Annotated in this window: 15 protein-coding genes; 9 read left to right on the forward strand and 6 right to left on the reverse strand. The window is 62.3% G+C overall.

The window, feature by feature from the left end; genetic code table 11:
* Positions 1-3: 3 nt before the first annotated feature.
* From QP803_RS16785 to QP803_RS16810, 6 genes are read right to left on the reverse strand one after another with little or no spacing between them, the layout of a single operon-like run.
* Complete coding sequence (locus tag QP803_RS16785; RefSeq protein ID WP_284944619.1) at positions 4-984, reverse strand: zinc-dependent alcohol dehydrogenase; 981 nt, start codon at positions 982-984, stop codon at positions 4-6.
* Complete coding sequence (locus QP803_RS16790) at positions 984-2,030, reverse strand: Gfo/Idh/MocA family protein (protein ID WP_284944620.1); 1,047 nt, start codon at positions 2,028-2,030, stop codon at positions 984-986. The genes QP803_RS16785 and QP803_RS16790 overlap by 1 nt, the downstream gene beginning before the upstream one ends.
* Positions 2,031-2,051: 21 nt before the next feature.
* Complete coding sequence (locus QP803_RS16795) at positions 2,052-3,752, reverse strand: extracellular solute-binding protein (RefSeq protein ID WP_284944621.1); 1,701 nt, start codon at positions 3,750-3,752, stop codon at positions 2,052-2,054.
* Between the two features lie 8 nt (positions 3,753-3,760).
* Entirely contained in the window at positions 3,761-4,687 is a 927-nt protein-coding gene (locus QP803_RS16800) for an NAD(P)-dependent oxidoreductase (protein ID WP_284944622.1), read from the reverse strand.
* Entirely contained in the window at positions 4,684-5,586 is a 903-nt protein-coding gene (locus QP803_RS16805) for an intradiol ring-cleavage dioxygenase (protein WP_284944623.1), read from the reverse strand. The genes QP803_RS16800 and QP803_RS16805 overlap by 4 nt, the downstream gene beginning before the upstream one ends.
* A complete protein-coding gene (locus QP803_RS16810; RefSeq protein ID WP_284944624.1) occupies positions 5,583-6,671 on the reverse strand; it encodes a maleylacetate reductase in 1,089 nt (362 codons plus the stop codon). The genes QP803_RS16805 and QP803_RS16810 overlap by 4 nt, the downstream gene beginning before the upstream one ends.
* A 217-nt stretch (positions 6,672-6,888) precedes the next feature.
* Between QP803_RS16810 and QP803_RS16815 the strand changes: the two genes are divergently transcribed.
* The 9 genes from QP803_RS16815 to QP803_RS16855 are packed head-to-tail and all read left to right on the forward strand — an operon-like array spanning position 6,889 to position 14,813.
* Complete coding sequence (locus tag QP803_RS16815; RefSeq protein WP_284944625.1) at positions 6,889-8,025, forward strand: ABC transporter substrate-binding protein; 1,137 nt, start codon at positions 6,889-6,891, stop codon at positions 8,023-8,025.
* A gap of 15 nt (positions 8,026-8,040) precedes the next feature.
* The gene (locus QP803_RS16820; protein ID WP_284944626.1) at positions 8,041-9,366 is read left to right on the forward strand and encodes a sugar ABC transporter ATP-binding protein; all 1,326 of its coding nucleotides are present in this window, start codon (positions 8,041-8,043) and stop codon (positions 9,364-9,366) included.
* Positions 9,363-9,515: a hypothetical protein gene (locus QP803_RS16825; RefSeq protein ID WP_284944627.1), complete on the forward strand. Its 153-nt coding sequence runs from the start codon at positions 9,363-9,365 to the stop codon at positions 9,513-9,515. Before QP803_RS16820 ends, QP803_RS16825 begins: the two co-directional genes overlap by 4 nt.
* A 9-nt stretch (positions 9,516-9,524) precedes the next feature.
* Complete coding sequence (locus tag QP803_RS16830) at positions 9,525-10,502, forward strand: ABC transporter permease (protein WP_284944628.1); 978 nt, start codon at positions 9,525-9,527, stop codon at positions 10,500-10,502.
* A gap of 2 nt (positions 10,503-10,504) precedes the next feature.
* Complete coding sequence (locus QP803_RS16835; protein ID WP_284947940.1) at positions 10,505-11,479, forward strand: ABC transporter permease; 975 nt, start codon at positions 10,505-10,507, stop codon at positions 11,477-11,479.
* A 27-nt stretch (positions 11,480-11,506) separates the two neighbouring features.
* Positions 11,507-11,794 carry a YciI family protein gene (locus tag QP803_RS16840; protein ID WP_284944629.1) on the forward strand — a complete coding sequence of 96 codons (288 nt, stop codon included), beginning with the start codon at positions 11,507-11,509 and terminating at the stop codon, positions 11,792-11,794.
* Between the two features lie 27 nt (positions 11,795-11,821).
* A complete protein-coding gene (locus QP803_RS16845; protein ID WP_284944630.1) occupies positions 11,822-12,886 on the forward strand; it encodes a zinc-binding dehydrogenase in 1,065 nt (354 codons plus the stop codon).
* A 28-nt stretch (positions 12,887-12,914) separates the two neighbouring features.
* On the forward strand, positions 12,915-13,979 hold the full coding sequence (locus QP803_RS16850; protein WP_284944631.1) for an SDR family oxidoreductase: 1,065 nt from the start codon (positions 12,915-12,917) through the stop codon (positions 13,977-13,979).
* Positions 13,980-14,024: 45 nt separating this feature from the next.
* Positions 14,025-14,813, forward strand: a complete 789-nt coding sequence (locus QP803_RS16855; RefSeq protein ID WP_284944632.1) for an SDR family oxidoreductase — start codon at positions 14,025-14,027, stop codon at positions 14,811-14,813.
* The last annotated feature ends 14 nt before the right edge of the window (positions 14,814-14,827 follow it).

Below are 14,827 nucleotides of genomic sequence, written 5' to 3' on the forward strand. Positions count from 1 at the left end.
CTGTTAGGCGTTGAGGAGCGTGACCTTGATGCAACGGTCGGCCTGCTTGCCGAGTTCAAAGGCTGCAACGGCATCTTCGAGTGCAAAACTATGGGTGCGGATCGGCGACAGATCGAGGCGGGTGCGTTCCAGGAAACGGATCGCGGCCGGCCAGACGCCCGGCGAACCGATACAGCCCATGACGGTGAGGTTGCGCATCTGGATATTCCCGAGATGAGAGGAAACCTCACGACCGATATTGATGCCGATCATCGCCACGCGCCCTTCTTCCCGGACGAGATCGAAGACCACGCCGAGTGAGCGATCATGGCCGGCGGCTTCGATGACGAGATCGGCGCCTTTGCCGGTCAGTTCCATGACGCGTTCCACGGCGTTTTCCGTGGCGGGATCGATCACCGTATCCGCACCGAGTTTGAGAGCCGCCGCCCTGCGATGTGCGATGGGATCGATAACGATGACGCGCGCACCCATGCCTATGGCGGCGGCGGCCGAAACAAGGCCGATAGTGCCGCCGCCGGAGACGACGACCGTCTCACTCGCATTCGTGCCACCCAGGCGCTGGACGCCGTAGAAGCCGCAGGTGAAGGGCTCGATCAATGAGGCTGCCAGGTCATCGATGCTATCGGGCAGCTTATGCAGCCATTCCGGTCGCACCGTGAAGAACTCGCGGTCGGCGCCGTCCAGGGAAAAGCCGAAGTGGTGGACCCGATCGGGGAGCCGCACGACGCATTCGCCGACCACCCTTTCCCCGACCGCGAAGCCGCGCACATCGCGACCCACGTCCACGATCTCACCGCACCACTCATGACCCGGCGTCACCGGGTAGGAAATGGGAATGATGTAGCGCCCACCGAGCAGTTCATAATCGGAGTGACAGATGCCGACGGCTTTCATGCGCACGAGAATTTCGTTCGGCGTGATCGTCGGCATATCGACGTCGCGCAACTCAGGCCGGTCGGGTGCCGCAAAACTAAGGGCCCTCATCACACCGTCTCCTGCACGGTGATAGGGCCTCTCAGCACGACCTTTTCGACGGCTTCAACCTTGCCCGACTTGGCGGCACGCACGATCGTTTCCAGCAATGTGATATTCGCGATCATCTCCTCGCCCGTGATGGGGTAGTCTGCAATCCCTGCCACGGCTCTGCCGAAGGCTTCGAGATTGGCGACCACCGCCTCGGATGGGCCGACCTCCGTCGTCACAATCGGACCGGACACGTCGCCCTTGATGACAACCCAACCCTCCGGCGCCTCGACATGGGCTCGGTCGCGGATTTCGACCCAACCCTTGGTGCCATAAACCGCGAAACGGGAGATGAAGGGCGTCGCCAAGGTCGCGGAGATATAGGCGGTGCCGCCGCCGATAAAACGGATATAGGCGCTCATCGTATCACCGGAGGGCAGGTCGGAGGCAAGGGTCTCGCAGGTGACCGTGACATCCGACGCCGCACCCATCAGGCGTATCGCGAGATCGGTGAGGTGGATGCCGGTCGCGGTCATGCCGCCGGCCGGCGCCTGGTCTGGCTTGAGACGCCAATTGGTGGGGTCGAGGCTGAGGAATTTGTCGTGGCTGAAATTCGCCTCGATCTGCAACAGACGGCCAAGTTTGCCGGCGGCGGCATCCGCAAGCAATTGCGCCATCGGCGGTTCGAAGCGCCGTTCATGCCCCATGCCAAGAACGAGACCTGCGTCGCGGCAGAGCGTCACGGCCTGTGCAGCACCCGCGCCCGTGAGGGCGAGCGGCTTTTCGCAGAAAACATGCTTGCCGGCCGCGACGGATTGGGCGATCTGCTGCTCGTGAAAGGCATGCGGTGTCGCGAGGATCACGGCATCGATATCGGGATCTGCGAGGGCCTCGGCCAGACTGTCGCCCAACGGCAGGTTGCGCGCCGCTGCAAACTCCCGCGCCGCATCGATTGCCGGGTCAACGGCGCGGGTAATGCGAAGGACATCGCCATGCGCGGCCATGGTATCGACCATCTTCCGACCCCACCAACCGAGGCCAACAAGCGCAACCTTTATGGTTGTCATCTTTATTCTCTCCCTAAGATTTTAGAGTCTTTCGAGGAGCGCCTCACGATTGGACGTGTAAAGCGCGTCAATGGCCTGTTGCGCTGCCAACAATGCCTCGACATCAGTTTTCCGGCCCGTCAGGGCATCATGAACCTCATCCCCTAGAATACGCTCGACAGCGGGGTATTCGGGAATTGGCGGCCGCTGCCACGTGTCGAGCAGATTGAGCTGTGCGACACGCTCGACAAAATGAACGATCGGCGAGCTTTGCTGCATTTCGGGATCGGACGCGAGGCTGAAACGCGGCAGGATCGGAAATCCGCTTTTGACATGGCTTCTGACGGCATCAGGCGAGTGCATCCAGGCGATGGCATCCACCGCCGTTTGCACGCGTGAGCTCGGAAGATTGGCCGGTATCGCGAGCACGAACCCGCCCACAGGTGCTACGCTGGCGCCTTCAGGCCCTGCGGGATGCGGGAGGTAATCGACCTGCCTGCGCACACGGGAACGCGTGTCGTATTCGAATCGCGTCGCCCGCATGCTCCAGCAGTAGGACATGGCGGCATGGCCATCTAAGAACGTCTCCAGACTCGATTCCCAATCGAGTTCCGTCACATCAGGCGGAGAAATCTCAGTCAGTCGGTGCATATAATTGAGAACTCGCAGGCCCTGCTTGATAGGAACGATCGGTCTCGCTTCCGCACCTTCGGCGCCGCGGCTGACGAGATAGGCGCCGCAGCAACTCAGAAAGAACAGAAAGCTTGACGCGATCGGCATGCCCCGCGCCGCATTCCAGGCAATGCCGTACCGCCCCAGCGCCGGCGCATGGAGGGAACGGCCGGCTGCGATGACTTCGTCGAAGGTCCTCGGCGCTTGCAGACCGGCGGCCTGAAACAGATCGCGGCGAATGGCCAGAGTCTCGATCGTGCAATAGATGGGCACACCGTATTGCTTTCCGTGCCATTGCCCGCCCGGCCAGAACTGGTGATGAAAATCATCGGGCTTGATGCCGGCGGTGGCGAGTTCTTCCCCAATCGGTCTGATGAGACCGCGGCTGGCGAATTCCCCAACCCAGGGAAAATTGACGGCGATGACATCGTATTCGGAAACGGATCGCGCGGCATTGGCCATTGCCAGTCGATACAGTTGCGGCAGGCGCACCAGTTCGAAGTCGCGGCGGGATCCGAAACTCGTCCTTAGGTCGGACCACATGTTTTGCAGAGCGATGAAGTAATTGTCTTCCGCCATCAGGAAGCGTAGGTCCAGGCGGCGGCCCTGTTGTTGCAGCAACCTGAGGGGCGGCCCCATGATTTCGCCAGACGGCATCCCGCCGAAATAGTAGCTGTCCGCCTCCTCGGTCTTTTCGCGATTACCGAAGGTCCGGGCCAGCAGCCCCTTGACCTCCCGCATATAGGTTTCGAAGGCGGTCGTGAGCGTCGGGCTCGGCTCCAAGGCAAAAGACCGCCCGGTATTGCCGCGCGGAGTCTTCAGAATCAGGCCGGCGCCGATGAGTTCCTCCACCTTGCGTTGCGCCGTCGTGTAGGGTGCATAGCCGGCCTGGGCGAGAGCGGAAATCGTCACCACCTCGCCGCGCAGGGTGCCGCGAATGAGGTGATTGACGATACGCCAGACAAGTTCAGGATCGCCGTAGGGAAAGAGCGTCGTCCAAGGCGTGCGGATATGGTCGAGGAATTCCAGGATCCGGATTGTCTCCAGCGCGTTGGTGCGGGCGCGGCCCATCGCCTGTTTCAGTCGGCTGCTGAGGACAGTAAGGGGGCAGACAATCCGGCCGATGCCTCATATTGCTCCAGCAATACAAAGAAGTCCTGTTCCCCCGCGCCCTGAGCATAGGCCGCTTCGTATTGTTGCCGGATCAAGGCCACGAGATAGACCGGGATATGCTGCATGCGCGCGGTGTCGAGGACGAGGTCGAAGTCCTTGATCATCTGCGTGACCGTGAAGGCGGGCGTGAAATCGCGGCGTGACAGCATGTCACGCTTATAGGCGATGAGCGGGGACGCGACGGCGCTTTCGCCGATGACCTCCAGCATCTGCGCGATATCGAGATTGCCCTTGCGCCCGAAGGTCAATGCCTCCGCCAGGATCGCCGAGGTGGATCCCACAAGCATGTTGATGGCGAGCTTGAGATAGCGCGCCTCTTCGCCGGCGCCGAGATAGAAGCGGCGTGTGGAGAAAGCCTCCAGCAAAGGCTCAATGCGGCGATACGCCGCTTCCGGTCCCGAGGCGAGAACCGTGAGCTTGGCCGTGACCGCCGTCGCTGTGCTGCCGGAGATCGGCGCCCGCAGATACTCGACACCGGCACCCGTGAGCGCTTTGGCGACCTCTTCCGACATGGCGGGAGACACGGTGCTGGTCTCGACGATGATCTGTCCACGACGCAGGCTGGAGAGGATGCCCTGCGCGCCGAGGATCAGCCCGCTCAGCGCCGCATCATGGGGCATGGAGATGAAGATGATCTCCGCCGACTGCACTACATGGCGGGCCGAGGCCGCAATGGCGCCGCCTTCCGCCCCGGCCTGCAGCATCGCGCTCGCCATGGTGTCGAAAACATCGACAGCATGTCCGGCCTTGATGAGATGCAGGCACATCGGCGCGCCCATTTTCCCCAGGCCGATCCAGCCGAGGCGCGGGTTGTCCGCTCGCGCGTCGGTCATTCTTGCGGTCCTTGCGAAAGCGTTGCGGCTTCGTGCTGCAGCCGGATGTCGGTATCGAGATACTTGAACGGCGCCTGCATACCCCGCGCGGCGGCCCGTTCGGCATCGGTCGAGGTGAGAACGTCGCGAATCAGCGCCTCCTTGACGCCGAACACGGCGTCACTGCTGAGATAGGGGTCGCCCGCGAGGAAGACATGTGTCGTCAACGCGTCATAGCCCTGGGCCGAGACGATGAAGTGGATATGCGCCGGTCGCATGGGATGACGCCCCAAAGCCGCGAGCATCTTGCCCACCGGCCCATCATTCGGAATTGGATAGGACGCGGGAACGATGGTGCGAAACCAGAAGTGTCCGTCCGCACCGGTGCGGAACACACCGCGCAGATTCATGTCCGGCTGGCTGGGATCCTGCGTATCGTAGAAACCATCTTCCGACGTCTGCCAAATATCGAGGACCGCGCCTTCGATCGGCACGCCCCGCTCATCGAGCACGCGGCCTTCGACCAGCAGAGGCTCCCCACGACCGTCGAGGGAGATGGTGCCGCCCATGTCCATTTCGGGCGCACCATCGACATGGAAGGGGCCAAGAACGGTTGACGGTGTCACGTCATCGAGCTTGCGATTGTTGATAGCATCGACGAGCATCGACACACCGAGCGTATCGGACAGCAGAATGAACTCCTGCCGCCGATCGCTGGAGATCTGGCCCGTGGCGGTGAGGAAGGCGATGGCGGCCATCCATTCCGCCGATGTGAGATCAAGCTCGCGCACCACCGCATGCAGATGAGGCACCAGCACCGCCATAATCTGCGTGAGGCGAGGCAGCGAGCACGCCTCGTTGCGGCCGAGCACGATGTCGGTGGCGGTCTCTTCGGTAAAGTCGCGGTCGAGCGCTCTCATGCGGCGACGCCCCGCTGGCTGACGGTATGCGGACGCGTGCCATGAAAGGCATCGTCGAGCAAACCGCGAATGGCGCCGCGCTCCAGCGGCCTCGGATTGGGATAGGGCCGTGCGGTCGCGAGATCCGCCGCCCGATCGAGGTCGCTTTCCTTCATGCCGAGCTGTGCCAAAGTGATCGGCGCGCCGAGCGTATTCGCAAGATCGTAGAGGCCGCCTGCCGCGTCCGATACACCGAGGGCGCGTGCCACACGGCTCATCGCTTCCGGTGCAGCTGCGGCATTATAGGCCACCGCATGCGGCAGAATAACCGTATGGGTTTCGGCATGGGGAAGGCCGAAGGACCCGCCGAGCACATGGCAAAGCTTGTGATGCAGCGCCATGCCCACACTGCCGAGCACCACACCGCAAAGCCAGGCACCATACTGCGCCTTCGACCGCGCTTCGATGTCACGGGGGTTTTTGACGATGATGGGCAGAGCGCTTGCAAGAGCCGCGATCGCCTCTTCCGCCATCAGGGAGATGATCGGGTTGCCGGCCTCGGCATAGAGCCCTTCCACTGCATGGGCGATGGCGTTCATGCCACTCGTGGCACTGAGACTGACGGGAAGGCTCAGCGTCAGCGTGACGTCATACAGCGTCGTTTCGGGTAGAACCTTGAGGGTTCGCTGCGTGACCTTCTCGCCGTCGCGCGTTTCGCCGAGGATGGGCGTCATTTCCGAGCCCGCATAGGTGGTGGGAATGACGATCTGCGGCAGATCGGTGCGCAGGGCGATGGCCTTGCCGAGGCCGATGGTGGAGCCGCCACCGATTGAGACGACGCCATCGACCGCCGCCGACCGCACGAGTTCCAGGGCCGCTTCGGTCACGTCATTGGGCGTGTGCATCGTAGCCCGTGAAAACACCCCCACGCTCACCGAGCCGAGCAAGGCGGCGATGGTATTGGCCTGGGAAACCTGTTCGGGCGTTGACAGCACCAACGCCCGTTTCATGCCAAGCCGATCAGCTTCGGCGGCCACGTGCGAGACGGCACCTTCCTCGAAGATGACGCGCATCGGTAGCGCCTCATAGGCGAACGGCCTGAACATCGGTGCTTCCTCCAGCCCTTTATCGGTCAGTCTTGTTCGCGGTTGCACAATGGCGCCGCGTTCCAACTCTTACGCCAAGTCTACCCCCAGGCGCACCCATGGCGAGAGTCAAAATATCCAAATTGGACAAAATCGCAGTTTTCATTTTCCGGGGGCTTCATACACTTGAATCAACAAGAACCAGCTGCATTGGATGGCTGGTAAAAGGGAGGACGTAATGCGGAACAGCCTCAAGTCCGTGCTATTTGGCATGGTTGCCTTAAGCACCCTCAGTGTGCCCGCTTTCGCCGATGGTTACACCGGCGCGCCGCGCACCATGCTCTTCAATCCGGCCCTGACGACCTGTCTGCGCGATACGGCGAAATACAAGAAAGCGCCGCCGTATACGATCGGCTTCTCGAATGCCGGCCTGGGTGACAGTTGGCGCGTCGTGATGCTCGATGAAATCAAGCAAGGTGCCGAGGATCACAAGGACAAGATTGCCAAACTGATCATCACCGATGCCGGGCATGATGACTCAAAGCAAGTGTCCGATGTGCAGGACTTGGTGTCCCAGGGCGTCGATCTTCTCATCGTCAGCGCGAATACTGAAAAAGCGCTCGACCCCGTGGTGACGCGCGCCATGCGCAAGGGCATTCCGGTCATCATGCTCGATCGCCGCATCTCCTCCGACAACTTCGTGACCTATGTGAACGCATCCGATCCGATGATGGGGCGGCTGTGGGCGCAGTGGATCGTGGAGAAGCTGCATGGCCACGGCAATATCGTGTTGCTCGGCGGCCAGGCAGGATCGAGCCCGAATGAGAATCGCATGGGCCCGGCGAAGGAAATCTTCGCCCAGTATCCGGACATCCATATTCTCGACACAGTCTATTCCGATTGGAGCCCGGTGAAGGCCAAGCAGGTGATGCAGGCCGTCATTGCCAAATACGGCCACAAGATCGATGCGGTCTGGTCTGCGCATGGTTTGCAGGTTCCGGGCTCGATCGAGGCCTTTGTCGAAGCCGGTTTCAAGCCGGGTGAAATCCCGATGCATACCACCGCCGATATCAATGGCGCCTTGCAGGACGCCCTGAAATATCATGTGCCCATGCTGGAGATCGGCGACCCACCGGCCCAGGGCCGCCTCGCCATCGACGTGGCGATCAAGGTGCTGTCCGGCACGACCGTTCCTTGTGTGGTGACGGTGAATTCCCAGATCGGCCTGACAGATGGTGACGAAACACCCTCGGTTCACGCCGATCGCGCGATCAAGGATATGGTGGTGCCGAACGGCCCGCCCGATCTGCTGATCACCAACGACCTCGGGCCAACCTACAACCCAGCGACAGCGCATATTCAGTATCCGCACTAGAGCTGGGAGGTTCGCGTGCTCTCCGTCACCGGCATCAGCAAGCGTTTCCCTGGCGTCCAAGCGCTCTCCGATCTTTCGTTGGAGGTGGCCGCTGGGGAAATTCATGCCTTGGTTGGAGAGAACGGCGCCGGCAAATCGACCCTGACCAAGATCATCGCGGGGGTACAACCCCCCGATGAAGGCGAGATCAGGCTCGATGGTCGTGTTGTCAAATGGCGTGGGCCGGCGGATGCGAAGGTCGCCGGCATCCATGTCATCTACCAGGAATTCGTGTTGTTTCCGCACCTTACGGTGGCGGAGAACATCTTTATCGGCCAAGCTCCACGCAGCCGGATCGGCTTTCTCGATGGGCGCCGCGCGGTCACCGCCGCGCGCGAGGTGCTCGGCCGCATGGGCGTTTCGATCGACCCACGACGCTTGATCGATAGCCTGACGGTGGCCGATCAGCAGATGGTCGAAATCGCCAAGGCGCTTGTCCATCGGCCAAAGGTTCTCATTCTCGATGAACCGACGGCGGTAATCGCAGGGCAGGAGGTGGTGCTGCTGTTCGAGCGGCTGCGCCGGCTGCGCGATGAAGGCGTCGCCATCATCTACATCTCCCACCGATTGGAGGAGATATTCCAGCTCTGCGACCGGCTGACCGTGGTGAAGGATGGTCGCCTCGTCGGCAGCAAGCCAGTGTCCGAAGTGACGCGGCAAGACCTCATCACCATGATGGTCGGCCGCGATCTCAGCCATCTCTTTCCACCGAAGCTTTCGCCCACGGCGGCGCAGAGGGACGAGACGGAGGTTTTGAGCGCGGAGGGTATCGTTGTCGCACCGCGCGTGCGCGGCGCGGGCCTCAAGCTCCAGGCGGGCGTCATCACCGGCCTCGCGGGCCTTGTCGGCGCTGGCCGGTCCGAACTCGCCATGGCGATCTTTGGCGGCACGAAGATGGAAGCCGGGTCGGTTACGGTCGGCGGACGCACCTTCACCAGCATGACCCCGGCCATCGCCATCGCGATGGGCATCGGTTTCGTCACGGAAGATCGCAAGAGCGAAGGTCTCGCCATGCTTTTGGACGTCGGCGCCAATATCACCGCCTCGTCCCTCGATAGCCTCCGGCGTGGCCCTTTCCTTGACCGCGCAAAGGAAGCGGCGATGTCGGAGGAGGATATCGCCAATTACCGCATCGCCTGCCGTGGCCCGTCCAATCCCGTGGCGACAATGTCGGGCGGGCACGCACCTGCCACCGCGTTCTCATCCTGGATGAGCCGACGCGTGGCGTCGATGTGGGCGCACGCACGGAAATCTATCGCATTATGCGCGACCTGGCGGCGCGTGGGATCGCCATCCTCATGATCAGTTCCGAATTGCCGGAAGTGATCGGCATGTCCGACCGAGTTTATGTCATGCGGGAGGGCCGGATCAGTGGCTTGCTCCAAGGCCAGGACATGACGGAGGAAGCAGTGATGGAACTTGCGACCCATCACGCCCTCGCGGCCGAATAAGGAGGCGATGTGAGCAACACGACCCAAACGGGCGGGACGCGGTTCGCGGCCCTGCGGCCATCCTCCCATACCGTTCGACTGGCCTTGGTGGTCTTGTTCATCATCGTGCTCATTGTCGTGGGCTCGACCATCACGGACCGCTTTGCCCGTGGTGAGAACTTCCTCAATATCTATGAGCAATCCACCGATCTGGCTTTGGTCTCGCTTGGACAGACATTGACGATCCTGACCGGGGGCATCGATCTGTCCGTGGGTTCGATGATCAGCCTGCTGTCGACTCTGACATCGGGCCTGATCAACAGTGACCAGTCGATGGTCTTGCCGGTCTGCGCCGGCATCATTCTGCTCGGCCTTGTCATCGGTGCCATCAACGGTCTTGGCGTCGTCTTCCTCAAAATCCATCCCCTGATCGTGACACTCGGCATGGGCGCGGTGTTGCAAGGCGCGGTCTTGCTCTATGCGCGTGGGCCGGCCGGCGGCACGCCGGATGGGTTCGATTTGCTGGCCTATGGCCGCGTTTATGACATATCGGTCGGCGCGACGATCACCATCGTGCTCTACCTCATCGTGGCAGTCTTGATGCGCAAGACAGCGACGGGCCGCGCCATCTATGCGGTGGGGGACGAGCCGGCTGCCGCCGTTCTTCTGGGCCTGCCCGTGCGGCGCGTGACGGTGCTGGTCTATGCCCTGTCGGGCTTCTTCTGCGCCCTGACGGCGATCTACCTTGTGTCGCGCTTCGGCACCGGCCAGCCCTATGCGGGCCAATATTACACGCTGCAATCGGTCACGCCCGTCGTGGTCGGTGGCACCTTGTTGAGCGGTGGGCGCGGTGGCGTCATCGGCACGCTGCTCGGTGCTTATCTTCTGGCCGTTCTGAACAATCTGTTGAACTTCATGCATGTTTCGACGCAGATACAGCTCATCGCCCAAGGCCTGATCATCATGGCCGCCGTCTCTGCCTACGTCGAACGCAAGAAGGTGGCGTGACGATGGATCAGGTGCTGCCGACCACCACCCGGAATGCCGTTTCCAAACGCAATGGCGGGGAGCTTCGCGCCCTCGCCGGCCGTTGGGGCATCTATGTCTTCCTCGTGTTTTTCATCATTCTGGCCGGCATCCTCGCCCCGTCGTTTTTGCACCCGGATAATCTGTCCAATCTTGTCATCCAGCTTGTGCCGCTGGCGCTTGTGGCGGTTGGCCAGTCCCTGGTCATCTTGGTGCGCGGCCTTGATCTCTCCGTCTCCTCCGTCATGGCGACGGCGGCCGTGGTCGGCACCAGCTTCGCCGGTACGGCCCATCCCGAGCTTCCGACCATCGTCGTCGCCATCATCATCGGCGGCCTGACGGGCGTCGTGAACGGTTTGCTGGTCACCAAGCGCCAGGTCTCCCCCTTCCTTGCGACACTCGCGAGCATGATCGTGCTCCAGGGCCTGCGCTTCGCCTGGACGCATGGCGCGCCGACCGGCGCCATGCCGCCTTTCTTTCGCGTCATCGGCACCGGCCGCTGGCATGAACTGCCGGTCAACCTTCTGGTTCTGATCCCCATCGTGGTGATTGTCGGCATCGTCGTGCATCGCACGGTGCTTGGCCGGAAACTCTATATCACCGGCGGCAATCCCGTAACGGCCCGTCTGCTGGGCTACAGGGTGACTAGCATCACCATCGGGGCCTATGTCGCGTCCGGCGTTCTCGCCGCCATCGCGGGCCTCGTGCTGGGCGGCTATTCGGAGATCGTCGACAATTCGGTCGGCGAGGGCTTCGAGCTTGATAGCATCGTCGCCGCCGTCATCGGTGGTTTCGCGCTATCGGGCGGACGCGGCACCGTGCCCGGTGCGCTCGCGGGCGCGGCCGTGTTGGTCTTGGTGTCCAACATCGTGCTTCTTGTAGGGCTGCCGATCCAATTCCAGATCATCCTCAAGGGACTCGTCATCGTCCTGGCGGCCGCCTGCTATCGCACCCGATAGAACCATCGCATCGAAAGTAGTCTGACCATGCATTTCATCATCCACTGCCTCGACTATCCGGGCGCGGTCGATCGCCGCTTGGCGCATTACGAGGCCCACAAGACCTATCTGTCGGCGCCGTCTGTGAAGATCGTCATTTCCGGCCCTCTGCTCGCGCCGGGCACGGAGACGATGATCGGCAGCCTGTTCCTCGTCGAAGCCGAAACCATGGCGGAGGCTCAGGCCTTTCACGACAACGACCCCTTCAAGGCCGCGAACATTTGGGAGAAGGTTTCGATCAATCCCTTCCTCAAGCGCATGGACAACCGCGACTAAGCCTGGCTGCAATCGGAGATCACCATCATGCGCGCCGTTCGCTTCTACGATAAACGGGACATCCGGGTTGAAGAGGTCGCCGATCCCGCCGAGCCGGGTGACGATCAGGTCCTGGTCGCGCCCTTGCTCTGCGGCATTTGCGGCACCGATCTGCACGAGTATATCGCCGGTCCCATCGTCACGCCGAAAACGCCAAACAGCCTGACCGGGGCCGTGCTGCCGCAGATCCTCGGCCACGAATTTTCGGCCCGCGTGCTGAAGGTCGGCAAGGCCGTCACCAACCTCAAGCCCGGCGACCGTGTCTCCATCCAGCCTCTCATGGCGCCGGTGGATGACTATTTCGCCAAGCGCGGGCTGATCCATCTCAGTGACCGGCTCGGCGTCGTTGGCCTGTCATGGGCCTGGGGCGGCTTGGGGCAGATGGCGATCGTCGATGCCATCAACGCCATTCCGGTGCCCGACAGCCTGACCGATGCGCAGGCCGCCCTGATCGAGCCGGCGGCCGTCGCGGTTTATGCGGTGGATCGCGGGCGCGTGGCGGCTGGTTCCTCAGTGCTCGTCTCCGGCGCCGGGCCGATCGGTGCCTTGACGCTGCTCGCCGCGCGCGCGGCTGGTGCCAGCGTCTTGTTCGTGGCCGAGACGAATGCCAAGCGCCTGGCCAAGGCGCAGGAGATCGTGCCCGGCGTCATCGCCGTTAATCCGAAAGAGCAGGATGTCGCGGCCTTCGTGCGCAGCCGCACGGAAGAAGGCATCGGCGTTGATACCGCCATCGAATGCGTCGGCAACGAAGCGTCCCTCAATGCCTGTGTCGATGCCGTGCGCCGCCAGGGCGTGGTGGTTCAGGCCGGACTGCATATCAAGGCGGCTTCGGTGACGCCGATGACCTGGGCGCTGAAGGATATCAGTATCGAGGCCACCTGGTGCTATCCGGTGCAGAGTTGGTCGCGCATCGCGCGCATGATCGCGGCCGGCATCTTCCCGGTCGAGCGTGTGGTGACGGCGACGATCGATGCCGAGGATGTGGTGCAGGGCGGGTTCGAGGCGCTGCTCGATCCACAGGGCCAGCACCTCAAGATTCTCGTCCGACCCTAGACCTTCGCCTCATAAAAGGAGTTTTGCTATGGACCGAACAGCGCTCGTTGTCGGGGCAAGCGGCATTGTCGGCAATAATCTTGCCCGTCACCTGCTGGACAAGGGCTGGGCGGTGCATGGCCTGGCGCGCCGGCCGCCCAAGGACATCCCTGGCCTTCAGCCTGTAGCGGCCGATCTGCTCGACCCGTCGTCGCTGGAGACTGCATTGGCGGGCCTCACGGTGACCGATGTTTTCATTGCCACCTGGATGCGGCAGCCGACCGAGGCCGAGAACATCAAGGTCAATGCTGGAATGGTGCGGAACCTTCTCACCGCCACCGCGCGCAGCGGATCGGTGCGGCATGTCGGTCTCGTCACCGGCCTCAAGCACTATCTCGGGCCATTCGAGGCTTACGGCAAAGGTGTTCTGCCAGCCACGCCGTTCCGTGAGGAGCAGTCACGGCTGGATATCGAGAACTTCTACTACGCGCAGGAGGATGAGGTCTTCGCCGCCGCTGCGCGGGACGGCTTTGGCTGGAGCATCCATCGCCCCCACACCATCATTGGCTATGCCATCGGCAATGCCATGAACATGGGCGTGACCCTTGCGACCTATGCTACCATCTGCCGCGAAACGGGTCGGCCCTTCGTGTTTCCCGGCTCCGCGATGCAGTGGAACAGCCTGACGGACATGACGGATGCGCGCGTTCTCGCGCGACAGCTCGAATGGGCGGCGACTACCGAAGCCGCGCATAATCAGGCCTTCAACATCGTCAATGGAGACGTCTTCCGCTGGAAGTGGATGTGGTCCCGGATCGCCGAATGGTTTGGACTCGAGGCCGCGCCTTTTCCGAATGATCTGTCACCGCTGGAAGATCAGCTCTCGGATGCGGCGCCGATCTGGGCGGGGATAGCCCAAAAGTATGGCCTGGCGGAGCCCGATCTGAACGTCTTGGCGTCTGCATGGCATACCGACGCCGATCTCGGCCGCCCGATCGAGGTCGTGACGGATATGGCGAAAAGCCGGAAGCTCGGCTTCCTCGACTATCAACCGACGGATGACAGCTTCTTCTCGTTGTTCGATCATCTGCGGGCCAATCGCATCATCCCGTGAAGCCGGCGTAGCGCTGGTTCGCGGGCTCATATCACGGAGAAGACAATGAACACCCAAGCAAGAGGTGGGGCGATCGTCACAGGGGCCGCACGCGGTATCGGGCGAGAGATCGCGGCGGGTCTGGTGGCGGATGGTTTTGGGGTCATCATCGCCGACGTCGATCAGACGGCCGGTGAAGCGACCGCGGCGGCGCTGACGGCGGAAGGCGGCGGGGAAGCGGTCTTCGTCCGCGTCGACGTCACCGATCGTGCCAGCGTCAAGGCCGCCGTCGAGGCCTGCCGGGCGCGCTTCGGCAGCCTGAGGGTGATGATCAACAATGCAGGCTTCAACAAGCCTGAACCCTTTCTGGAGATTACCGAAAAGACCTGGCACGGCATTCTGGAGGTCAATGCCCTCGGTGTGCTGATCGGCATTCAGGAAGCCGGCAAGGCGATGATTGCCGATGGCATCAAGGGCAAGATCATCAACACCGCCTCCATCGCGGGCCGCACGGGCTTTGCCGATTTCGCCGCCTATTCCGTCAGCAAGGCGGCCGTGATCAGCCTTACCCAGGCCGGCGCTCGCGCGCTGGCGCCGAAGGGCATCACCGTCAACGCCTTTGCGCCGGGCGTGGTCGCGACACCCTTGTGGGAACAACTCGACAAGGACCTCTATGCCATGGGGGCTAGCGCCGCGCCGGGTGAGGCGATGAATTCTCTTGCCAGCCAGATCCTGCTCGGCCGTGTCGCGGATCCGAAAGACGTTGTCGGCACCGTCAAATTCCTATGGTCGGAACAGTCCGATTACATGACCGGCCAGGTGCTTCTCATCGACGGCGGGATGGTGCTGCAATGAGTGGCTCCGGCGCG

The organism is Acidisoma sp. PAMC 29798 (assembly GCF_030252425.1).
GTDB classification, from domain to species: domain Bacteria; phylum Pseudomonadota; class Alphaproteobacteria; order Acetobacterales; family Acetobacteraceae; genus Acidisoma; species Acidisoma cladoniae.